Here is a 23,672-nt window from a genome sequence, read left to right on the forward strand (position 1 = left end):
TTAATATTAAAATTCCCGGTGTTAGACCGGGAATTTTTCGTTTATAAAGGATTTTGCAGATTAAACTTGTCCTGCTGCCTCATGCAATTTACTCAGGTCAATGCCTCTAAATGTTGTCCGTGCATCCGGATGTACATTTTCAGGATCTAGTAAGAAAGTCGTTAAACCTAACTCCAAACCAAATTTAATCTCCGATTCGGCATCGTCGCCAATTACCAGAATGTCTTCATGATTTAACTGGTGCTTTTTAATTAATGCTTCAAAGGCATCTTTCTTATTCTGATTTGACTTGGTAATATCAACAATATATAGCTCCTCAAAGTCATCTGCTATGCCCAGCATTTGTACTTTTGTGGTTTGCTTTCTGGTAAAACCTGCGGTTACAATAAATTTACGGCCTTTAAGCGATTTAATCAGGTGATAATCTTCTCCCGGCGTTAAGGGCGAGGTAACTTCTCCTGTAACCAGGTATTTTATGGCATTTTCGATTGCTTCCTGCTTAAAACCATATTTATTGGCAACCTTTTGAAAAGGTGTTCTCAGCATTTCCTTTTTGGCTAACTGATATTGTTCATCCGATACACCTAAGTCTTCATTATCAAGTACATCATATAAGCCCCTCATCAGTTGTTCCTCATTAGGTTTGGTAAAATAGATGGTGTTATCTAAATCGATAAAGAAAATACTTTTCATTATGGTTTGGTTTTTGTGTAAAAAATAAAAACAGCAGAAGCTAATTTATGTTTAATAATTAAAGAATTAAGATTATGACAAAAGAAACAAAAATTATCGTAGGTGTATTAGCCGGAGCAGCTTTAGGCGCAACAATAGCATTAGCTTTATCATCTGATTCTTCAGGAGATTTAAAAGGAAAAGTATCTGACTGGTTTACCGACCTTTTAGATTCATCAAAAGATAAACTTGCAGGCCTTGCTGATAAAGCTTCTGGCGTTGCAGATAAGGTTAAAGATAAAATAGCCGATATAAAAGCTTAAAATAATTGGAGATGCCGGATAATTCCGGCATTTTTATTCAATTATAATTTCCAGCCATCAACAATGAAAATAACCTTTCATGGTGCTGCCCGTACAGTTACAGGTAGCAAACACCTTATTACGCTCAAAAATAACACGCAAATATTATTGGATTGTGGCCTTTTTCAAGGCATGGGAGAAGTAACAGACAAGCTGAACGGCTATTTTGGATTTGATCCCAAGCAAATAAAATACATGGTGTTATCGCATGCACATATCGATCATTGTGGTTTATTGCCTCGGTTGGTTGGCGAAGGGTTTGAAGGGAAAATCTTCTGTACATCGGCCACAATGGATTTAGCAAGGATTTTAATGATGGATTCTGCAAAAATACAAATGCAGGATGCTGAATTTGCTAACCGCCATTTAAAGCCGGGGCAGGAAAAAGAAGAACCCTTATACACCGATGAGGATGTAACCAGGGCTGTTGGCCAGATGAAAATTGTGGAGTATGAGGAAGACTTTGAAATAGAACCTGGTATTCGATTGAAATTTACCGATGCTGGCCATATATTGGGTAGTGCAGCAGTACATTTAACCATAACCGAAGATGGTAAAGCAAACCGGATTACCTTTAGCGGTGATGTTGGCCGTTACGGCGATTTACTGTTAAAAAGCCCGCAGCAGTTTGACCAGGCTGATTACATTTTAATGGAATCTACCTACGGCGATTCGCTTCATAAAGACCTCGAGCCGATAGAAAATATGCTTTATGAGGTAATTAACAATACCTGCAACATTAAAAAGGGTAAAGTAATAATCCCTGCATTTAGTGTTGGCCGTACTCAGGAACTTTTATATGCACTGAACGGACTTGAACTCAAAAATACATTACCAGATGTGCGTTATTATGTTGATAGCCCCTTATCATCAAAAGCAACTGAAATTTTAAAAAACCACCCTGAAGTTTACAATAACGGGGTAAAGGAAACCTTAAAGATAGATCACGATGTTTTTGCCTTTAAGGGTTTGCGCTTTATTGAAACGGTAGAAGAATCAAAGGCATTAAATCAGGACCCAAGACCTTGTGTAATTATTTCAGCATCGGGAATGGCCGAAGCAGGAAGGGTTAAGCACCACATCAGAAATAATATCAGTAACCCGAAAAATACTATTTTAATGGTTGGGTATTGCGAACCTTCATCTTTAGGCGGTCGCTTAATTGCCGGACAAAAGGTTGTCGATATTTTTCACGATGACTATGAAGTAAAGGCTGAAATTCAGTCGATAAAGTCGATGAGTGCGCATGGCGATTATGAAGATTTACTTCAGTTTCTATCCGGACAAGATCCTTCAAAGGTTAAACAATTATTTCTGGTGCATGGCGAATACGAGGTGCAGCAGAAATTTGCTATAAGGTTAAAAGACCATGGCTTCAAACACGTAGCCATTCCTGAATATCATCAGGTATTTGAGTTGTAATTAGGTTTAGAGAGGAGTGTTTAGGGTTAGTATATCACCTAAGCTTTATTCTTTATGCCCTAAACCTTACTACTTCTTGTTTTCAGCTTTCCTTTTTATCTTTACCCAATGGATGTTTTTGGAAAAGCGCTAACTGATTTCTATAAATCAGGCGAAGCCGATGTACTTTGGCTGCATAACTCTTACGATGAGCCAGAGGAAATGCCTGTCGATTTTTTCTTCCGTGATGATGAAGATATGCCAGTGCTGGAACTTCAGGCTTTACAAATGTGCGAGGGAAAAGTACTCGATATTGGTGCAGGTGTTGGAAGCCACGCTTTGGTTTTACAGGCTTTTAATATTGATGTTACTGCGATCGATATATCTGAAGCAGCGGTAAATATAATGAAAGACCGTGGTGTTAAGAAAGCCCTTTTAGCCGATATTTTTACTTACGAAGGTAAGTTCGATACCATTTTAATGCTAATGAATGGTATTGGCTTAACAGGTACATTACCGGGATTTAAAGATTTTCTGCTTAAGCTGAAAACACTAATTAATCCTGATGGACAAGTTCTATTTGATACTTCTGATATTGCCTACCTATACGAAGAACTGCCGAAACCTCAGAACCAATATTACGGAGAAGTTTCTTACCAGTATGAATATCAGGGCGAAAAAGGAAACTGGTTTAATTGGTTGTATATTGATGAACAGACCTTAAAAATGATAGCTGATGAAACAGGATGGTACAGCGAAATTATTTTTGACTACAATGAAGATCAGTATTTAGTCAAATTAACTTTAGCGCAATAATTTTAAAGTCATAAAGCTTTATATGCTACTTTTTTAATTAGGCGGGCTTATATTTTTGTCCGTACAGATCGTATGGAAACAAAAATAAAATTAAGCGTATTAGATCAATCGCCGGTGCGTAAAGGCGTTACAGCCCGCAGGGCCATTGAAGAAACCACATTACTGGCGCAGGAAGCAGAGCGGTTAGGTTATCATCGTTTCTGGGTTTCGGAACATCATAATACAACGAGCCTGGCAGGTTCTACACCTGAGATATTGATCGCCCACCTGGCTAATCATACCAAAACATTACGCATTGGATCTGGTGGTATAATGCTGCCCAATCATAGTGCATTAAAAGTTGCGGAGAGTTTCCGCCTGCTTGAAGTGCTGCATCCGAACAGGATTGATTTAGGCATGGGCCGGGCACCGGGTACTGACAGGATTACGGCATCTATGCTAAATCCATCAAATAACTGGAGCGAGCAGGATTTCGTTGTTCAGTTGCAGGATCTACAAAACTACCTTCACGATACACCTGAACCAGGCACAATTCAAACCAAGATAAAGGCCATTCCGGTTTCTGAAACGTTACCACAACAGTGGATGCTGAGTAGCAGTGGGCAGAGTGCTTTATTTGCGGCACATTTCGGAATGGGATTTTCTTTTGCTCATTTTATTAATCCGAAAGGTGGGCCTGAAGCTGTTCAGTATTACAGGACACATTTTAAGCCTTCGGCTGATTTACAAAAACCTGTTGATAATGTTGCTTTATTCATTTTCTGTTCGGAAGATGAATAAAGCAACAGGAGGTATTGATGAGTTATCGCTTCTTACAACTCGAAAAGGGTGGAGGGTTAACGTCGACAGGTTATGAAGACATCAAAGACATTACTTATAATTCAGCAGAAATTGAGCGGATGAAGGCAAACCGATCCCGCATGGTTTATGGAACACCTGATGAGGTAAAAACAAAACTTACCAAATTAGCTGCTGAATATGATGTAGATGAATTAATGGCTGTTACCATTACCGAGCATTTTGAAGATCGGATTAAATCTTATCAGTTGCTTGCCGATTTGTTTCTGTAAACGCGGTTTAAGCTTCCAAGTTTGCTTTTAAGAAACCTTTGAACTTTGGGGTTCCAGGTTCAAAGGTTTCCTATATTCTTCTTTAATTAAAACCTGAAAAAAGTGTCTTTTCCGCCCACTTTTCCACCGAAGTTTTGAATGTTATAGGTGAAGGTTAACAGTGCATAACGGCCAAGGTTATTGTATCGCGAATCGCGGATAGAATTTTCAGTAATACTTACATAACGTCGCGTATTCGTATTCAGGATATCATTAACCGAGAATTTCAATTGTGCCCTATCGTTTTTCATGAAAAGATAGGTTAAAGCTGCATTCCAGATCTGGATTTTATTGTTAAACCCGGCTACGGTTTGCGTGTTGTAATTTATGCGATAAGTTGTTTCCCAAACCAACTTTTTAGGTAAACGTACAATCAGCTCACTTTCGCTCATGTGCGTAAAGTAATTGATGTTGGTAAAATAAGTATCATCATACCTGCTGCTGTTAATCCCGAAATTATAGCTCGTAGAAAGCTCAAATACATCATTAAGATTAATCTTTCCGTTAACCCTGGGCGTTATACTCAATATTTTGGCATAACTGGTAATGGCATTAACCTGCACCAGATTTCTGGTAAAGTTGGTATAAAAGCCTGTTCCCAGGGTAAACTGTCTTTTATCTTTTTTAATATCCTTGCTAAAATTTAACCCGGCATTAAGCCTGATAATTCCATCAACATTTATTGGTGTGGCGGTTTGTAGTCCACTTGCTGAAATTGTCCTGGCCATAATTACCGCATCGTTATCAAAGCTGGCATTACCGTAGGCATTATAGTTCAATGAGTGCTGAACATCGTACTTATAAAGGTTTAAATAAACCTGATGTGTTTTGGTCGGTACCAGGTTCGGGTTTCCGTTCTGTACGTAAAGAGGATTGGTATTATTGGCTACCGGTTGTATATAACTCACATCAGGCTCACGAAATGATGGGGTATAGTCGATACTGAAATCCTTAAAGCGGATATTTGCCGATGGTGCAAAAAAAGTAAAGTTTTGCCTGAAGGATGGATAACTGGTAAAGCTGTTCTCGAGATTTATCGTGTTAAAAACTATACCCGGCTGTATGGTTAAATTTTTAGTTGCTTTCCATCTTAACGACGCACGGTTATTGGTTTTATAACCTTCCTGGTTAACCGTTTGAGAAAGTGTTGGTACTGCAATATCATATGCCTGGTTTGAAGGGTCTTTATAAAAAGTAGCCAGTGCATTTTCGTTATCCAGGTAATTTGCATTGGTTGCAATTGTCAGGCTTAACTTTTTAGTAATCGTTTTGTTGAAGTTTACATTCAGGTTAACACCTTGATTCCTGATGTTATTATCGCGTAACTGATCGAGCACCAGACTCGAATTAGGATTGTAAAAGTTACTTATGCTGTTGTTGTAGTAATCTATTAAATTATTTTTCTTGGTGAGGTTTAGCGTCATGTTCAGGCTTCCCTTACTTTTCCTTAAATCTTTCCAAAGGTTTGCCGACAACTGATAGTCCGTATTATCGCCTACCGTTCTCGATTCATTATAACCATTGTTTAACTGTACATTATTGATGTCGCGGGTTTGAGTTAACAGTAATCCGTTATTTCTGGTGCTGTTAATGGTTACTGATGGTGTAATGATGAGTTGTGTTAAGCTATCGATTTTAAAATCCCCACGTCCGCTGATGTTGTGGCTATAAGTTTTGTTCAGCTGGTTCTGGTTGGTTGATGAAAGTAAATCACCCGTCCCTAAACTCTGCCTGCTATCGGTAAGGGTAATGTTCTCCTGATTGCTTAATCCGAAGAAATATTTGAGGTTTAATTTTGCCCCTTTTTTGGTGAGTGTATTGAAATTTGCACCTGCACCGGCCGATTTTTGAATACCACTTGCGGCACCGCCAAAGCTTAGGCCATTTAGTGCATAGCCACCGTCGCTGTTCACCATCATTGAATTTACACCAGTTCTTTGCATTCCGCCAATCCGCATAATATCGCTTATCGAGAAACCCGGTTTGTTTACGTTATTACCGTAACCCAATATACTTACCTGCGTTGTGTCTCTGAAAAAGTTCATGATACCTCCTGCTTCAAAACGGCCATTAGGTAGACCGCCTCCTCCGTATAACTTACCAAAAGCACCTTGTTTAATGGCTTTTTTAAGCTTCAGGTTAATTACTTGTGGTGTGTTTACAGCAAGCAGGTCAGGGTCGGCACGCTTTGCTTCCTTGTCGTCCATTACCTGTATTTTATCGATAATATTGGCTGGTAAATTTTTAGTTGCAATTTGCTGATCGCCTCCAAAAAACTCTTTGCCATCAACCAGTATTTTGCTTACTGTTTTTCCATTTACCTGTATTGATCCGTCGGAAGCGATGGCAACGCCTGGTAATTTTTTCAATAAATCTTCTACAACGGCAGATGGCAATGTTTTAAACGATTCGGCATTAAATTCAATGGTGTCTTTACGCACAATTACCGGTGGTCTTTCGGCTACAATGTTTACTTCGTTTAAATCATTTGCCTTGGTAGATAAGTAAAGTGAGCCTAAATTAACTAAAGGATTTTCTGCTGTTAGCTGAACTTCTTTACGATATATGGCGTACTGCCAGGCCGTAATTACTAATCGATATTTTATGCCTGTTTGCAAGCCATTGATCTTGAAAACCCCTTTATCGTCAGATAGTTTATAAGTAGTTAAAACGCTATCGCCAGCTTTATAAACAGAAACTGTAGCATAATTCAACGTAGTTTTATGGTTAGCACTATCGGCCAGAATTCCGGTTATGCTGCCATTTTTCTGTGCAAATAATGCGCTTGTAAGTAATAGAAAAGATAATGAGAGTAAGAGTTTCTTCATGTTACGGTGGTTGAACTGCCGTTAATTTTTCGGGCCTGATTAATTTTTGTTTGATATTTAGCTTATAGACACAAGAACTGATCAGATGTTGCATCATTTTAAAAATAAACTAAGTTTTTAGGTAAAGATAGTTTCAGGACTGATTAATTTCAAATGCAAACAAGAAAATTACAAAACAGGATCTAAAAAAATATCCTGAAGCAACTTGTTAACTTATTAGTTAAGTATCACAAGCGCCTCAGGATAACATTGAGTGAATTTGCTGGCGGTTTTATTACTTAATGCAAATCGTTATAGCTGATAATTTTAACAGATGCATTTTTTGCTAAAATTTCTTCCATTATCTTGCGATGTGCAGCACCAACGCCAACCACAACTCTTTTTGCTTTTTTGACTTTTGCCTGCTCGATGATGTTTTTGCACATGCCTTCATTTCTTAAAGCCCATTGCGCCATCATTTCTTTAACCGATTCTGTTGGGAAACCTGCGTATCCATAAAATTTCCGACCGCCGTAAAAATTCCAGGCATCGTTAAGTTCTGAATATTTATCGGTGTTCATGCCTGCATATTCATCAGCTATAAACTTTTTCTCTTCCTCATCAGCATATCTAGAATATTGTTCGATAGCTTTTAATGTTTTTGCTTCGGATGAAAGGCTGTCTTTTTTTGCTTTTGCAGCTAAGATTTTAAAGAGCGAATCCGTTTTGGCCCATGCTACACTCCAGGGTTTATCATAGGTCTGGCAGTCCATATTGTAGATCTGGTTTTGTCCGAGCTGATAAATCAGCGGGAAAAATATTTTATGGTATTCGCTTCCTGGCCGGATAACACCTAATTTTTTTAAGGAATCTACACGCCCGAACATCCTTGCGTATTCGGCTTTTTCTTCTTTGCCAAATTTATCTTTCATGTAATTTTCCAATACAAACAACTGGTAATCGAAATTGCCTCTGTCCCAGGTTTTAGCGTATTCAACAGCAAGGTTCATCCTCGTTTTATGGTAATATTGGAAGGATGTTAATGCTTTTTGGTTCTTTTTAATTAATACAGAAAGATTTTTTGGTGTTTCAGGGTTTAATTTATTGATATAATCGACTTTGGTTTTAAAACCTTTTTTAGCCCAGTTATCGTTTTCCAATGTGGCATAATCTTCAGCAGGTAAATATTCACCAAAAACCATATCCGGCTTAAAGTTTTTGAGCTTGTCGATAATTGCCTGGAAGTTTTGGGTAGACCTGGCGTTATCATGACTTGAACCTACAATTACAATTTCGATTTGATTTTGCGCCTGTAATTTTATGGCGATACAGATTAATAGTAAAAATGTAAGGCTGCTTTGTTTTATCTTTTTCATAATGAATCTTGTTTTTGATTTGTTGATTCAAAAATGAAAAGATACCATCAGGATGGAAATTTAATTATCCGAACGGATTAAAACATTATCCCAACAGGTTATTTCAGGTCAAGATATATTTCTTATTGCATTATTTTCCTGTTAAAAGAAACGATGAGTTTAAACAAGTCATTATACTCCGTTAAGGGTAAGTTTTGTGCTACATCGTAAACATCATGGTATGCGCTTGGGCCGCCTTGCGTATAAAAAAAGAATGCCGGAACACCTTTTTCGGTGAAGAAATAATGGTCGCTGTTTGCAGCTTTTCCCCTGGCGTTTATTTTCGAAATCAAGTTTTGTTCAGCATTAATTTCGTTTAACAGTTTAAAAGCTTGCGGGTAAACACTGGCATTTACAACCGTCATTCCGCCCTCGCCAGTTCCAACTAAATCAAGGTTTATTAAAAACTTAATTTTGTTAAGCGGGATTAAGGGATTTTCAGTAAAATACCTTGAGCCAAGCAGTCCTGCCTCTTCAGCTGCAAAGCAAATAAAGCCAACAGAATAGGATTGAGGGTTTGCAGTATAATATTTAGCAAGGCTTAACAAGGTTGCTACGCCGGCCGCATTATCGTTAGCGCCTGGAAAATAAGTGTCTGCACCCATTCCACCAAGATGGTCGTAATGAGCCGTAATCATTACGATAGAATCGGGGTACTTGATGCCTTTTACGTAACCTGCAATATTGAAGGCTTTAAAATCAGGGATAAACTCATTTTCAATATCAACATTTATTGTTTTGGGCTCGCTTGTTAAGGCTTTCTTATTAATTTCTATTTTTACCGGTTCAGTTACTTCAGTGGCAACTGACCAGGTTAATTTATCTTTTACGTTTACCTGAAGCCTATTGCCGGCATTATATTTTGCTTCATCAGCTTTTTCGAGCGTTGCTTTTTCCTTTATCGATTGACTCTCATTAGTGATAATAAAATCCTTGCCGGGAATAAGCTTTTTTCCATTAACCTCAACGATCATTTTACCGGGAAAAGTGTTAACAGGGAAAGAAAACGACTGTTTAAAGTCTTCGGACATGGGCGTTAACCCTATTTTTTTATAGGCCGCCGATAAAAAGTCTGCGGCTTTTGCCATCCCGTTCTTCGTGTAACCCCGTCCCCAGAATTCTTTTGATGTTAATGTATTGATTGTTTTACGCACATAAACTGAATCCTGAGCAAAGGTACTCAAAGAGGAGATAAGGAGCAGGGAGGTTATAAGCTTTTTGGCTAATGAAACTTGCATATCAACAATTTGCAAATAAATAACCGTTTAAAAGAAAAGCCAGACAATTTTATGCTGTCTGGCTTTTCTAAGAATTGTAATTTGGCTTTTCTATTTAGCTAAATAAGGCTGTAAGGCTGCTTTCACTTTCTCTTTATTCTGTGCTGCAGTCCATTTTTCTTTAATCGATTGGTCGCCCAATGAGAAGAGTGTTTCGTAAAGTAATTTGCCATTGGCCATTGTTTTTACTTTCAACGTGTCGTTAGTACCAATAACGTCGGCCCAAACACTACGAACATCAGCCCAATAAGTTTGCTGGCCAGTCCACCATTTCTGTGCGTAATCAAAAGTTTTAGGGTCAATTTTAGTAAATTCTTCATAACCTTTTTCAACGGCTAATAATTTATCACCCTGTGGCGAACGTACAATTTTTTTATTGTCCTGTTCAAACATCCATCCATCTTTGGTGATGGTGATTCTGCTGCCACGATTTAAAACATTATAATCTTTACGCACAGTTGATTCCCTTCTTGGAAGAGGTGAATCCGTTTCGCTCGACCAGGCATCGTGCCCACCAACATGGCTCCAGGTTCCAATCCCCTGATAACGTGGGCTGTCATCAACCTGGTAAACTTTTTGTGTCCATTTTCCTTTTACATCGGCTGCAGTTAGCTTGCCTTTTTTCCAGGCGTTATCCTGCGTATAAAGAATAATATCGGTGTCTTCGTAAGTCCAATCCTGACGCCAGTGTTTAATTACGGTCGAATCATCAATGGCCAGCATATGCTGAATAACGATTTTTTTGGGTTCATCAACAATAATTTCTGCCCATTCGTTTCCGTGGCTGCGGTAGGGTTTGCTGAACTGATAATTCGCATCGGGAGCCGTTACCTCTGCGTAGTTGAAGTTTACTTTGTAAAATCCGGCTAAGGATTTGATTGCTTTTCGGTCTTGCTCTAATTTGTCTTGAGCGCTAGCACTAAGCACTGAAATTGCTGCAAGTACTAAAATCAGGTTTACAATTTTCATATTATATTTAATTTATTATGGTATTTATTGAACCGCTAATGCGGGATTTTTCTTCTTTTTCTTTTTGCCCCACCAAATGATGAAGCCTGTAACCGGTAGGCTTGCTGCAATAAGACTTGCAAAAAAAGCTAATATTTTTCCGGGTAAACCCAATATTGCACCAACGTGTATATCATAATTCATCCCGATTAATGCTTCGCCGGCATTTTTTTCTGATTGATTTTTCCGGTGAAGCAATTTTCCTGTATACTGGTCAAATTGTATAACGTCGTAATTCCAGTAGGTTTCTTCACCTTTATAACCTGTAGCATAAATTGTAGCTGTTCCACCTTCCGCCGGCGACATGCCAATTCTATCTTTCTCTTTAAACTTTAACTTGGCCTGTTCAAATGCGACATCAAAAGGAACAGCCGATATGGTTTTCGTTGAGTCTGATTTAACATCGGCAAAGGAAGGAGCTGTTGTACTCCTTGAGGCGACAACATATACGGTCGTTTCAAACCATTTGAAAGCCCAGACCATACCTGTTAAGGCCAGTACCAAACAAATCAGCATTGCGTAAAAACCTAATACATTGTGCAAATCGTAGTTTATCCGTTTTAATTTCGCCGACCATTTAATTTTAAAACTCTTATCGAAATTTGATTTTTTGAGGTTTTTAGGCCACCACATAATGATGCCTGAAATAAGCAGAAATACGAAAATAAATGTAGACCAGCCAATAATTTGCTGCCCGATAGGGTGATTAATCAGGAAGCTCCAATGAAGCATTTTAATAATGCCAAAAAATTCATATTTCTGGTCGGCAACGAGGTTTACTTTACCCGTATAGGGATTTACATAAACCACATCATAATAATCAATAGAATCGAAATACCAGAATGCTTTTGGGTTGCCGGCTTTATAAACACCAAATTCCCACGAACGTTCAGGCGATTTATAGCTTGATATGAAGGTGATTTTTTTATGATTGCCCAGGGCATTTTCTGCATTTGTTTTTAATACACTTAATGGCAGGGTTTTCGCTTCTGCGGGTACATTAACAAAGAACTCTTTCCTGTGGATAAAATCTGTAATTTCTTTTTGAAAGGCGAAAATACAACCCGTTATTCCGAGGTGAAGAACAACCAGGCCCGAAACAATTCCCAGCCATAAGTGTAACCAATCACTGATTCTTCTTAATCGCGATTTTTTTGGTTTCTTCTGCGCTGGTTTTGTTAGTGCCATTATGCTTTTTAATAAAAGAACCAACTGGCCGTTTTAGCTACCAGTTGGCAATAAAATTTATTTAAGTTTTTACTATTTAACTTCTGCTGTGTAAGTTACTAAATGCCATACTTTTTCGTAGTCTTTGCCATTAAGTTTCCCTGGCGTTTTATCTTCAGTAAAGGCTTCGAAGAAATAACTTCCTTTTTGTTCAGGCTTGAAAACAAATTTTCCTTCTGCATCTGTTTCGGTTTCCTGTGGTTTTCTTTCTGTATTTACAACCGTTAGTTTTTGTTTTGCATAAGGTGCTTTATTGTAAATTACCTGGTGCTTTGCCGATTCCCCAACTTTTAGTACATTCTTTTCAGGTCTGATTGTTAATGCTGCTTCAGCAGGGTACGCTGCATTAATTTTTGCTTTTCCTACGGCAACATCAGCAAATGCATAATATTGTAATTTACCTTTTTCGTAAATGTCTGCCACTTCGTGTACCACAGAAAGTTTATAAGTACCATCCTGGTCTGGCGTGAAGGTGGTTTTATAAAAATGAACGTCCTGAGTGGTTGCTAAAACTTTCGTGCTGCCATTTGGTGCTGTTAAAACCAGTTTAAATTCTTTCAGGTTGCTGAACCATTTTTTTGCGGAATCCGGTTCGTTCGCTTCGTATTCACCGAAGAATACTTTCACTTCCTGCGCTTGTCCTTTTTTTCCTGTTGAAGAGGTTTCGATCCATAAAGCATGGGCAAAAGTACTTGTTACGCTAAACGCTAAAAAGAAAAGGATTAATGATAATTTAGTTTTCATAATTTTTCGGAATTGATAAAGGCCGGTAAAAACTATCTGACAAATTTCCACCGGCCTGGTTAATTAAAATTTATATGCTATGCTAATTCTGTAATTTCTTGGTGCTTCTGCCTGCCATGAATACACCCCAAGGTCATAATTCGGGGCATTGAAATATCCGGTGTAGTATGCACCTGTATAAAGGTATTTGTTTAAAATATTCGACACATTGGCTGTTATTTTAACTTTTTTAAGTCCCCAGAATAATCCACCATCGAGCTTAAAATAGTCTGGCAGGTTTTGATTGGCATTATCGGCGCTGTAAGTTTGTGTAGCCCTGTCTACCAGATAGGTAAAACCAGTGGTAATTCCGGCACCTTTTAATGTTCCATTTTGTATGGTGTAAGTAAGCCATGCATTACTGGTATGTTTAGCAAAACCAGGTACCACCTGACCAACAACCATGCTGGTAACACCATCAGCAACTGCTGTTACCTTACCATCGGTGTAAGCATAGTTAGCAATTAAATTAAGGCCTTTGGCAAGTTCACCACGGAGGTCGAATTCTATACCTTGTGCTCTTTTTTCACCTACAACAATACTATAGCTTTCGCCCGCTTTATTTGCAGGGTCGGCGGCAAGCTCATTTTCTTTCATTATCCGATAAACAGATAGTGTGGTATTCCATCGACCATCCAACCAGTCTTTCTTAATTCCAAATTCCTTGTTGTTTCCGGTAATTGGTTTCGGGTTACTGCCATTACGCAATAAGCCAGATTGTGGCGTAAAGGCTTCATCGTAAACGGCATAAAGAGATGTGTTTTTGTTTACAGATACACTTAAGCCAACGCGTGGGGTAACATGTTTGGCTTTATCAGGAGCACCACCCCATGAAGACTGACTAACATAGGTATAGCGGCCCGCTAAAGTTAAACGAACTACGTTGTTGAAAAAGCCCAGTTCATCCTGAACATATCCGCTTAAATATTTTTGGTCCATTAAGCCACCGATAGCAGTTGCCCTTTGTTCAATTGAAGTTGAACGGTCAAACTGAGGATAGCCGTTTGACGGGAAGCCATAATTTGGATTGTTTACATTAAATGGCGATGAAGCAAGGTCAAGATCATGGTACTGTCCCCAGTCAGCGAAATAGTTTTTCTTTCCGCCGTCAAAACCTGCTAAAATGCGATGAACAATACCACCGGTTTTTGCAGTTCCGTTTACAAATAATTGAGCGAGTTTCATGGTGCTTTTCGCATCCCAAATCGCTACATTACGGATGATGGTTCCATCGGTATAAACTGCCGATGGCCATGAACTTGAACCAATCTGCAGGTATTTATAATAAGCTGCCTGGGCTGTCAACTTCCAATCCTGGCCTAAATGCTGGGTTAAATTTAGGGTTAAACTATTATCATTTATCCTGGTTGGATCAACTCCTGGTTGTGTTAGAGTAAAATCCTGCGGTTTAGTAGCGTAGCCATCTGTACTAAAAATATAATAAGAGCCAACCTCAGTCATTTTTGCATTCTGCAAAACATATTCTGCTGTTAATTTGGTACTCGGTGTAATCTGATAGCTTAATACCGGTGCAAAACTGTAACGGTCATTTTTCTCAAACTGTCTGAAAGAACCTTTGTTTTGAGCAGCTGCGTTCAGGCGAAAAAGAAACTTGCCATCTGAAGTAAGCTTATGGTCAAAATCAATGCTTGTGCGGAATAAATCGTAACTGCCGGTTGTAAACGAAACCTCACCCTGATTTAATCCTGTAGGTTTTTTGGTAACTACATTATACATTCCACTCGGATCGCCGTTGCCCAGCATGAAACCTGCAGGCCCTTTTACGAATTCAACATGATCTACAAAACTCATGTCTTCGGTTAATGGCCCCCAGTATGATGAAACAACATTGAAACCATTTCGCATGGCTTGTATCTGCGAACCTCTCATCTGTATATTGGTGTACAAATCGCCCCAGTGCTCCAAGCGTACGGCACCGCTTACATTTCTGATCAGGCCGTCGCTCATGCTGATGATCTGCTGATCCTTCAAGGCCTGGTTACTAACAATCTGTATGTTTTGTGGTGCTTCGAGCAAGGGCTCATTTAGTCTTAAAGTTGCTGAAGGTAAACTCACTTTGTACTTTTCGTTTATACCCGCTACAGTTACTTCTTCTAAAGCCTGATCGTTTTCAGACAAGACAAAATCCACTGTTTTATTTTCGCCGGCGGCAACAGTAACCGATTTTTCAGCAGCATTAATACCTACGGCAGATGCTTTAATGGTATAAGTTCCGGGCTTAACACGGTGGATAGTAAATTTACCATTATCATCAGTTAATGTACCGTTTCCGGCGCCTTTTAACCCAACCGATATGTAAGCCGCTGGTTTTCCGTTAGAAGTTGTAATTGTACCCTTAACAGTGGCAAACTGTTGTGAAAAAGCAATTATGTTTATGAGCAGCATCCCTGCTGTTAAAAGAACGAGTCTTATTTTGTTCATCTTATATATTTTTTAGACTTAGAATTTTAAGCTGATGTTTGCTGTGAAGTTTCTTGGTAATTGAGGTTCAACGGTAGTCCAGCCTTTGTAATATCTTACATCGCCGATGTTATTAACTTTAACACCTAATCTGAATCGTTTCTGGTCGTAAAATGCCGATGCATCAAAAATGGTGTAGGCTGGTAAAACAAACATGCCGGTTGTAGTGGTATTCGTGATGATGTTATCACCATTGTAATTAACACCTGTCCCGAAACCTAAACCTGACAATTTTCCGGTTGTTAAAGTGTAGCTTAACCAGGCATTGAAACTATCTTCAGGACCTGAACCTACCGGACGTAAACCTAATACCGATGCTGCAGACTTAGTCATTTTGCTGTTGTTGTGGCTGTAACCTGTAGTAAAGTTTAAACCTTGAATAGGGTTGGTGCTTAAGCTGATATCGACACCTCTGCTTACCTGGGTGCCATCTTGAACAGTAATGTTATAAGTTGTTCCATCACGAACAATTGATTCACTTCTGGTTGTATTATTAACCTTTATATCGTAATAGCTTGCAGTAAAGCTTAGTTTATTATCGAATAAATCTCCTTTAATACCACCTTCAATCTGGTTCGCTTGCTGTGGTTTAAATACGCCAGAAATATCTGCCAATGGCTGTGTAACGGTAGCCACATTTCTGAAACCATTCATATAATTTCCGAATACGGAAAGCTTATCTTTAATAATTCCGTATACCAGACCAAACTTTGGAGAAACTGCTGTCTGAAGGTAATCGCCTGAGTTTGTTCCGGTAAACTGATTATAAGTTCCCTTGTTATCAAAACGATCGATTCGTAAGCTCAACATCGCTGATAATGCATCTGTTATATTGATTACATCAGAGGCGTAGGCACTGTAAACTTTATTTCTTGTGCTGTTTTTTGTAGCAGCAGCAGTACTGGCGGCAATTTTGGCCTCGACACCGCTTTTTGAAATGTTCGGCACAATACCAGCTGTATTAATCCCAGTAGCATCATACAAGATGTATGGAGAATTACTGTTGTTAGTGTATTGGTTCAAATAGTCGAGGCCTACAATCATACGGTTGCGAACAGAACCTATTTTGAAATCGCCAATAAAATTCTGCTGAATATCGGCGGATGTACTTACGGAGTTAAGGTTGGCAATGTAACGCGATAAAACATTGTCGTTAGCGCCCAAAAACATTACATATTGATAATAACCATCTGATTTACGGTTGCTTTGAGAAAAGTTTGTTTGAGAAGTCCATTGGTCTGAAATTTTGTAGCTTAACTGGCCATGAACATTTGAAGTTGGTGTTTTTACGGTAATGTCGTTACTCGTATAAGATTTACCCCAATCGAAATTTAACTCATCAGGTGTACGGGCAATTAACTGTCTCGAACGGTTTAAAAATACCATAAGCGGGTTAGTGCCTTCGTAGCTGTAAAATTCAGCACCAATGTTTAGTTTTAATTTTTCACTGATGCGGTATTCCAGCGCAGGTGCTAAAAATGTCGATTTACTGAAACCTGCATCTTGCCAGCTGTTTTGCTTTGTATTGGCAACGTTTAAACGGAATGATAGATTTTTAGTTAAAGGACCATAAATATCACCTGTAACACGACTTAATCCGAAACTACCGGTGTTATAAGATAGATTCCCACCCAGGGTATCGATTGGTTTTTTTGTTACTATATTTATTAAACCTCCGAAATTGGTTATAGAACCACCATACAATGTGCCTGAAGGGCCTTTGATTACTTCGATGGTTTCGATGTTTGCAGGATCTAAATCGCCATTGGTTAAGCCTGCAATACCATCAACCAAAGAAACCTGGGTAGAAAAACCACGTAAGGTATAATATGCGGCACCATCTCCGCCACGGCCGGTTGAAGTCCATAACTTATCTAAACCAGCTACATAAGTTAATGCACTGCTAAAGTTTGTAACTAATTGTTCAGTCATTAACTCTTTACTCACAGTATTATAAACCTGCGGATTTTCGAGATTTTTTAGTGGTAACTTGGCAACATAATTGCTTGATTTAGTGCCAAATCGATTTGTTTTCTGTGAGATGATATTAACCTCTTTCAACTGATCCTCATTTTCTGCTAAAGAAAAATTGATGGTCAGGTCTTGTCCTGCAACAACAGTAACAGTTTTTTCTTCAGGCTTTAAGCCAACAGCAGATGTTTTAATAATGTAGTTGCCTGCCTTAACACGACCAATACTGTATTTACCATTTTCATCTGTAATGTAGCTTAGGCCTTTGCCTTTTAAGCCAACAGTAATAAATGGCGCTGGTTTACCATCAGATGTGGTTACAATTCCAGAGATGGAGGATAACTGCTGGGCAAAGGTTGTAAAAGTTAAAATTATGAGGATGAGCGTTATACAAAATGGTAAGAGTTTTTTCATTATTATTTATTTGGATTAATTCTAAACAATCGCAAAATAACGGCAGAAAAAACTATTATCCAAATTAATTTTGACTAATTCTAAATAAGAAAGTGTTAGTTGTACAATAAGTTAGTGTTTAACTAATTGATATACAGGTTTAAATAGCTAATGTTAAAGGCTGAGATTTAACATTTGCTGGTCAGTAACGTGGTATTGATAAACAAAAAAGGTTGTCTTAATTTAAGACAACCTCTGATTGTATTCCTACATTTTTGGATTAATAGGGATTATTTAACTGTAATAACTTGTAAGCTTAATGGTCGTTCGGTATCATTTGCAGGTGTTACTAATCCTCCACAAATTACATCATAATGATATCCGGCAGCAAAAGTTGCATCTGTTTTAGTTGTTTTCACTAAGCCCGATGAGGTTTCTTTTGCGTCTAATGAATATGTTCCTGCATCAACAGCAACAAAGCTACCAGCTGTTTTGTATGTTCTGCTTGTTCCGTAAGAAGTTGTTGTTCCTGTTTTTACTAAATCTAATGCAGGTGCATCGACTGCCAGGTTAATAAAGCGGATATAAGCCTTATCTGTAGAGCCAGCCGTTAAATCTTCACTGATCAGTAAGCCATCCAGCTGTCCTGGTTTATTTACCAGATAGTATGAATAACTTGCACCTGCGCTTAAGGTAATATCTTTTGAATAAAGGCTTTCTACAGAACTTCCGCTGGTAAATTTAAGTCCGTATGTACCTGCTGTTCGTGAAGTATATGCTATTGAACCTGCAAATGGTAGTGCTGCGGAATTAATTTTGCTTCCGCTCAAATAAACATTATAAGTTGCTAATGCCGGCGATGCATTAATCACCCTCAAATAAGCTATTGTTGTATCGGTACTGTCAGATTTAACACAAGAACTTAAAGCAACTGCACTCAATAGCAAAAGAAACAAATAAGTTCTGGTTTTTTTAAAATAATTAATTGTAGAAGTATTCATAAATATTTTGGTATAAGATTTTATGTTAAAACGTTTAAGCAGCTAAATTTGCTACAAGCATACAAATATCGGCTTTAAATATCAATAAAGGATGTTAAAACTTGTTAATCGGATGTTAAAATTTCAGAGGGCAATTCAGGCCTCTAAAACAAAAAAATAAATTAGCTGTTCATATAAAGTTTACCTAATCGTTTAATAATCTTAACGTTAAAAAGCTTTAATAACAATAATTTTGATTAACCCTTAAACCTTTGAAAAATGATAAAAAACATCTCGAAATTGACCATCATGGCAGTAAGCGTAATTGCTTTTTCATCTTGCAGTAACTCATCAAAAGATAAACCTGCTGATACAACGATCACCAAAACTGAAACCACAGTAACTGTACCGGCAAAAACTGAGAACGGACCTCAAATGGTTGAATATAATGCTGTTCCGGATAGTGCAATTTTAGGAAAAACTAAAGAGGCGCTGATTAAAGTTACGTCTGCATCATCTGTTGATTTAACAGATGCCGATGGCAAAGCTACAGGTTCAGAGTTAACCTTAAATTTGCAGTTTACAAACAAAAGTACTTTAGAGGCTAAGAAATATTTTTCAGTGTCGAGCTCAGATGCCAGGTTAGAGCTGGATAATGGTACTTCTATAGCGGGAAAAGAAAACTCAGGAAGTAATAGTCCTGAGCCTGAAGCCTCATCACAAGCCGTTTGGTCTTTCCAGTTACCCGCAGGTGCCACTCCGAAAAAGCTAAACTTTTTTCTCGATGGTACCCGGGTATCCGTTGGCTTAAGTAAAAAATAAAACTAAGGCTCCGAATTATCGGGGCCTTTTGTTTTTATAATCATTATAAAAATGTAAAAAAGTTAAAAAATATTGTGTAACTCAATAATTATTTAAACCTTTGCACCTCAATAGAGTTAAAGCCGTTTTAATACGCAGAAAATGATTAAAAATTTTTTACATAAACTTTCAGGTTTCACAGCACAATTAGTGTCTGTTGAGAGTTTATTTATTAATCATTTTCAGCCCGTATTTCATTATCCCAAAAGCCGGCAAAATTTCACTCCACGCATTTAGTACTCAACTAAACGTAACGAGGAATTGATCCTCTCTAAAAACCCAATTAACAAGAATACTTATAATTTTTCGTTAGAAAACGAATGGATATTAACGAATTTATAGTGCAGGTTGCACTTCCTGAACATCGTGTATTTGCAGAACAAATCGTAACCGAGATGGCCGAATCTGCTAAAGCACGCGGTACGGGTATTGCAAAACGTTCGCCTGACTATGTTGCAAATAAAATGCAAGAGGGCAAAGCCGTTATTGCGTTCCACAAAGATGGGCGCTGGGCTGGTTTTTGCTATATCGAAACCTGGAGCCACGGCCAGTTTGTGGCAAACTCAGGCCTCATTGTTTCTCCTGAATTCAGAAAAGCAGGCCTGGCACATGCCATTAAAGAAAAGGTTTTCGAACTTTCCAGAACTTTATACCCTAAGGCAAAGATTTTTGGTTTAACCACTGGTTTGGCGGTAATGAAAATCAATTCTGATTTAGGTTACGAACCCGTTACCTATTCTGAGCTTACACAGGATGAAGAATTCTGGAAAGGTTGCCAAAGCTGTGTAAACTTTGAGATTTTGAAAATGAAGGAGCGTAAAAACTGCATGTGCACGGCCATGCTCTACGATCCGGCGACTCAAAAGCACGATGCAGCCAAAAAATTTGCTGAAGAATTGCAAAAGAAACCTAAGCTATACGAACGCTTTATGCGTATAAAGCAGCGTTTAGTTGTTAAACCTAAGCCTAAATCGGGCTTAAAAGTATTGATGTTTTTATTTACCCTGTTATTTAATAAGTAATGAAAAAAGTAGTTTTAGCTTTTAGCGGAGGTTTAGATACCTCATTTTGTTGTATTTACCTTGCTCAGGACCGTGGTCTTGAAGTTCATTCAGTTATTGTAAATACAGGTGGCTTTTCGGAAGAAGAATTGCAGGAAATTGAGAAAAGAGCTTATGCTTTGGGCGTAAAATCTCATGCCGTGGTAGATGAAACTGAAAGTTATTATGAGGATTGCATCAAATATTTAATTTTCGGTAACGTATTAAAGAATGCTACTTATCCGCTATCTGTTAGCGCAGAACGCGTAAGTCAGGCTACAGCCATTGCGAATTATGTTAAAAAAATCGGTGCTGATTATGTAGCACACGGTAGTACCGGTGCAGGAAACGACCAGGTTCGTTTCGACATGATTTTTAACATCTTAATCCCGAATGTTGAAATCATCACACCGATCAGAGATTTAAAATTATCCCGCGAAGCGGAAATCGAATATTTAGCCGAGCACGGCGTTGAGTATAGTGCTGCAAAAGCAACTTACTCTATCAATAAAGGTTTATGGGGAACATCAGTAGGTGGTAAAGAAACTTTAACTTCACACGATACCCTTCCTGAAAGTGCATGGCCTACCCAGGTTACTGAAACTGAATCACGCAAAGTTGAATTAACTTTTGAAAAAGGTGAGTTAGTAGCTATTGATGGTGAAAAACTAGCACCAGTTAGGGCTATTCAAAAATTACAGGCCATTGCTCAACCTTTCGGTATCGGTCGTGATATCCATGTTGGCGATACCATTATTGGTATTAAAGGTCGCGTAGGTTTCGAAGCAGCGGCCCCGGTTTTAATAATCAAAGCACACCATACTTTAGAAAAACATACTTTAACCAAATGGCAGCTAAGCTGGAAAGAACAATTGTCTTCTTTCTATGGTAACTGGTTGCACGAAGGTCAGTTCCACGATCCGATTATGCGGAACATTGAGGCTTTCCTTGCCGATACTCAAAAAATGGTGAGCGGTAAAGTATTCGTTGAGTTATTGCCTTACCGTTTCCAGATTATTGGTATCGAATCAAACCATGATTTAATGAGCAATAAATTCGGTAGCTACGGCGAAATGAACAACGCCTGGAGTGGTGAAGACGTAAAAGGCTTCTCTAAAATCTTCGGAAACCAGGTGATGATTTGGCATAAAGTTAACGGAGAAGAAGCGTAAAGACTAAAGCTGAAAGCTTAAAGCAAGGATGTAAAACCTTTCAAATCTTTCGTCTTTTGTCTCAAATCTAACTTGATACTTACTACTTGATACTAAAATGAGCGAAATCCTTTCAAAAAAGAATTGTTTAAGTCACTATAAGTGGGGCGAAAACTGTGATGGATGGAATTTCATCAGCAAACTAGAGGCTGTAATTAAACAAGAGTTAATGCCGCCCCACACTGCTGAAAAATTACACTTTCATCATTTTGCGGAACAGTTTTTCTACATTTTGAAAGGGGAGGCAACATTTTTAATTGAAGATAAAGCTTTAACTGTTCATGAAAATAGCGGCTTACAGATTAAAGCAGGTTTGAAACATAAAATCATGAATCAGGCGGTTAATGATTTAGAATTTATACTTTTTTCATATCCAGGTACAGAAAATGACAGAACAGATTGTGAATAATTTTAACATTAGACAAATTGATGCTAGCGAATCGCATTTGGTGGTTGGTTTGTTCAATCAGTATAGGATTTTCTACAATCAATTTTCTGATTTGGGTATGGCTAAGGCTTTTATTGATGCCCGTTTAGAAAATAATGAATCCATAATTTTTGTAGCGATGGCTGGAGATAAACCTGTAGGGTTTACACAACTTTACCCAAAATATTCTTCTGCCAGGCTTTCAAAAAACTGGATTTTAAATGATCTGTTTGTAGATGCAGGCCATCGAAAGGAGGGTATAGGCGCTGCTTTAATTAAGACAGCAATGGCCTTTGCCAAAAACCAGGGTAGTACATTTGTGCAGCTGGAAACTGCTGTAGATAATTTCAACGCTCAAAATTTATATGAATCTATTGGGTTCATTAAACAAGAAGAAGACAAAGAATTTTTTCTTTATAAAATTTCCTTAAACCAATAATGATGGATAAAATCAAAGCAGGAATAATTGGAGGTGCAGGTTACACGGGAGGCGAAATGCTCCGTATTCTGGTAAACCACCCTCACGTAGAAATTACTTTTGTAAAAAGCACCAGTAATGCTGGCAACCTGATTTCTGATGTACATACCGATTTAATAGGCGATACTGATTTACGTTTTGTGAATGAAATCTCTCAGGACATTGATGTATTGTTTTTGTGCGTTGGACACGGCGATGCAAAGAAATTCTTAGCTGCTCATCCTATAAATGAAAACATTAAAATTATCGATCTATCACAGGATTTCAGGTTAAATCAAAATTCGTCATTCGAAAATCGCCAGTTCGTTTACGGACTTCCAGAACTAAACCACGAAAAAATAAAGTCGGCTAAAAATATCGCTAACCCTGGTTGTTTTGCAACCTGTATTCAGTTAGGTTTATTGCCCTTGGCAGCAAAAGGTTTAATTAATAATGAAGTACATATTAACGCTACAACCGGTTCCACAGGAGCTGGTCAAAGCTTAGCGGCAACCTCTCATTTTAGCTGGAGAAACAATAACCTTTCAGTTTACAAAGCCTTTGAGCATCAACATTTAAATGAAATAGGCGAAAGTTTATTACAACTCCAACCGTCACTTACCGATGTCTTAAGTTTCGTCCCTCAAAGGGGGGCATTTACCAGAGGTATTTTAGCGGCAATGTATCTGGAAAGTGATTTAACCCTGGAAGAAGCACAAAGTATTTACGAAGAGTATTTCAGCGCTCATCCTTTTACGCATGTGAGCCGGCGAAATATTGATTTAAAACAGGTGGTGAATACCAATAAAGCCTTAGTGCATTTAGAAAAACACGGAAACAAATTGTTTATCATCAGCATTATCGACAACCTGTTGAAAGGCGCCAGCGGGCAAGCAGTTCAGAATATGAACTTAATGTTCGGCCTTGATGAAACAGCAGGCTTAAAACTGAAAGCAGCGAACTTTTAATAACCT

The 23,672-nt window shown here is 38.2% G+C and carries 21 protein-coding genes; 11 read left to right on the plus strand and 10 right to left on the minus strand.

The window, feature by feature from the left end; genetic code table 11:
• Positions 1-60: 60 nt before the first annotated feature.
• Positions 61-693, minus strand: a complete 633-nt coding sequence (locus R2R71_RS17345; protein ID WP_316832536.1) for an HAD family hydrolase — start codon at positions 691-693, stop codon at positions 61-63.
• A gap of 74 nt (positions 694-767) precedes the next feature.
• On the opposite strand from R2R71_RS17345, the gene R2R71_RS17350 reads away from it, so the two are divergent.
• The 5 genes from R2R71_RS17350 (at position 768) to R2R71_RS17370 (ending at position 4,321) form a co-directional block, all read left to right on the plus strand.
• Complete coding sequence (locus R2R71_RS17350; protein WP_316832537.1) at positions 768-995, plus strand: YtxH domain-containing protein; 228 nt, start codon at positions 768-770, stop codon at positions 993-995.
• 63 nt (positions 996-1,058) lie between these two features.
• Positions 1,059-2,456, plus strand: a complete 1,398-nt coding sequence (locus R2R71_RS17355; protein WP_316832538.1) for an MBL fold metallo-hydrolase — start codon at positions 1,059-1,061, stop codon at positions 2,454-2,456.
• A gap of 108 nt (positions 2,457-2,564) precedes the next feature.
• Positions 2,565-3,251: a class I SAM-dependent methyltransferase gene (locus R2R71_RS17360; protein WP_316832539.1), complete on the plus strand. Its 687-nt coding sequence runs from the start codon at positions 2,565-2,567 to the stop codon at positions 3,249-3,251.
• 72 nt (positions 3,252-3,323) lie between these two features.
• Positions 3,324-4,031 (plus strand): LLM class flavin-dependent oxidoreductase, encoded by a 708-nt coding sequence (locus tag R2R71_RS17365; protein WP_316832540.1) that lies wholly within the window; start codon positions 3,324-3,326, stop codon positions 4,029-4,031.
• A gap of 17 nt (positions 4,032-4,048) precedes the next feature.
• Positions 4,049-4,321, plus strand: a complete 273-nt coding sequence (locus R2R71_RS17370; RefSeq protein WP_316832541.1) for a hypothetical protein — start codon at positions 4,049-4,051, stop codon at positions 4,319-4,321.
• Between the two features lie 86 nt (positions 4,322-4,407).
• On the opposite strand, the gene R2R71_RS17375 is transcribed toward R2R71_RS17370, so the two are convergent.
• The 9 genes from R2R71_RS17375 to R2R71_RS17415 form a co-directional block, all read right to left on the minus strand.
• Positions 4,408-7,188, minus strand: a complete 2,781-nt coding sequence (locus R2R71_RS17375) for an outer membrane beta-barrel protein (RefSeq protein WP_316832542.1) — start codon at positions 7,186-7,188, stop codon at positions 4,408-4,410.
• Positions 7,189-7,466: 278 nt separating this feature from the next.
• The gene (locus R2R71_RS17380) at positions 7,467-8,543 is read right to left on the minus strand and encodes a DUF5694 domain-containing protein (protein WP_316832543.1); all 1,077 of its coding nucleotides are present in this window, start codon (positions 8,541-8,543) and stop codon (positions 7,467-7,469) included.
• Between the two features lie 122 nt (positions 8,544-8,665).
• Positions 8,666-9,820 (minus strand): M28 family metallopeptidase, encoded by a 1,155-nt coding sequence (locus R2R71_RS17385; RefSeq protein WP_316832544.1) that lies wholly within the window; start codon positions 9,818-9,820, stop codon positions 8,666-8,668.
• Between the two features lie 90 nt (positions 9,821-9,910).
• Complete coding sequence (locus R2R71_RS17390) at positions 9,911-10,828, minus strand: DUF6607 family protein (RefSeq protein WP_316832545.1); 918 nt, start codon at positions 10,826-10,828, stop codon at positions 9,911-9,913.
• Between the two features lie 24 nt (positions 10,829-10,852).
• Complete coding sequence (locus R2R71_RS17395) at positions 10,853-12,055, minus strand: PepSY-associated TM helix domain-containing protein (RefSeq protein ID WP_316832546.1); 1,203 nt, start codon at positions 12,053-12,055, stop codon at positions 10,853-10,855.
• Between the two features lie 72 nt (positions 12,056-12,127).
• A complete protein-coding gene (locus R2R71_RS17400) occupies positions 12,128-12,838 on the minus strand; it encodes a DUF4198 domain-containing protein (protein WP_316832547.1) in 711 nt (236 codons plus the stop codon).
• 63 nt (positions 12,839-12,901) lie between these two features.
• Positions 12,902-15,319, minus strand: a complete 2,418-nt coding sequence (locus R2R71_RS17405) for a TonB-dependent receptor (protein ID WP_316832548.1) — start codon at positions 15,317-15,319, stop codon at positions 12,902-12,904.
• An 18-nt stretch (positions 15,320-15,337) separates the two neighbouring features.
• A complete protein-coding gene (locus tag R2R71_RS17410; RefSeq protein ID WP_316832549.1) occupies positions 15,338-17,743 on the minus strand; it encodes a TonB-dependent receptor in 2,406 nt (801 codons plus the stop codon).
• Between the two features lie 269 nt (positions 17,744-18,012).
• On the minus strand, positions 18,013-18,723 hold the full coding sequence (locus R2R71_RS17415) for a DUF4397 domain-containing protein (protein WP_316832550.1): 711 nt from the start codon (positions 18,721-18,723) through the stop codon (positions 18,013-18,015).
• A gap of 258 nt (positions 18,724-18,981) precedes the next feature.
• Here R2R71_RS17415 and R2R71_RS17420 point away from each other — a divergent pair, with 258 nt between their 5' ends.
• The 6 genes from R2R71_RS17420 (at position 18,982) to argC (ending at position 23,666) form a co-directional block, all read left to right on the plus strand.
• A complete protein-coding gene (locus R2R71_RS17420) occupies positions 18,982-19,524 on the plus strand; it encodes a hypothetical protein (RefSeq protein WP_316832551.1) in 543 nt (180 codons plus the stop codon).
• Positions 19,525-19,883: 359 nt separating this feature from the next.
• A complete protein-coding gene (locus R2R71_RS17425; RefSeq protein WP_316832552.1) occupies positions 19,884-20,585 on the plus strand; it encodes a GNAT family N-acetyltransferase in 702 nt (233 codons plus the stop codon).
• Entirely contained in the window at positions 20,585-21,775 is a 1,191-nt protein-coding gene (gene argG, locus R2R71_RS17430; protein WP_316832553.1) for an argininosuccinate synthase, read from the plus strand. Before R2R71_RS17425 ends, argG begins: the two co-directional genes overlap by 1 nt.
• A gap of 97 nt (positions 21,776-21,872) precedes the next feature.
• Entirely contained in the window at positions 21,873-22,223 is a 351-nt protein-coding gene (locus R2R71_RS17435) for a cupin domain-containing protein (RefSeq protein WP_316832554.1), read from the plus strand.
• Complete coding sequence (locus tag R2R71_RS17440) at positions 22,201-22,680, plus strand: GNAT family N-acetyltransferase (protein ID WP_316832555.1); 480 nt, start codon at positions 22,201-22,203, stop codon at positions 22,678-22,680. Before R2R71_RS17435 ends, R2R71_RS17440 begins: the two co-directional genes overlap by 23 nt.
• 2 nt (positions 22,681-22,682) lie before the next feature.
• Complete coding sequence (argC, locus tag R2R71_RS17445) at positions 22,683-23,666, plus strand: N-acetyl-gamma-glutamyl-phosphate reductase (protein ID WP_316832655.1); 984 nt, start codon at positions 22,683-22,685, stop codon at positions 23,664-23,666.
• Positions 23,667-23,672 lie beyond the last annotated feature (6 nt).

It is taken from the genome of Pedobacter aquatilis (assembly GCF_032678405.1).
In the GTDB taxonomy this organism is placed as follows: Bacteria; Bacteroidota; Bacteroidia; order Sphingobacteriales; family Sphingobacteriaceae; genus Pedobacter; species Pedobacter aquatilis_A.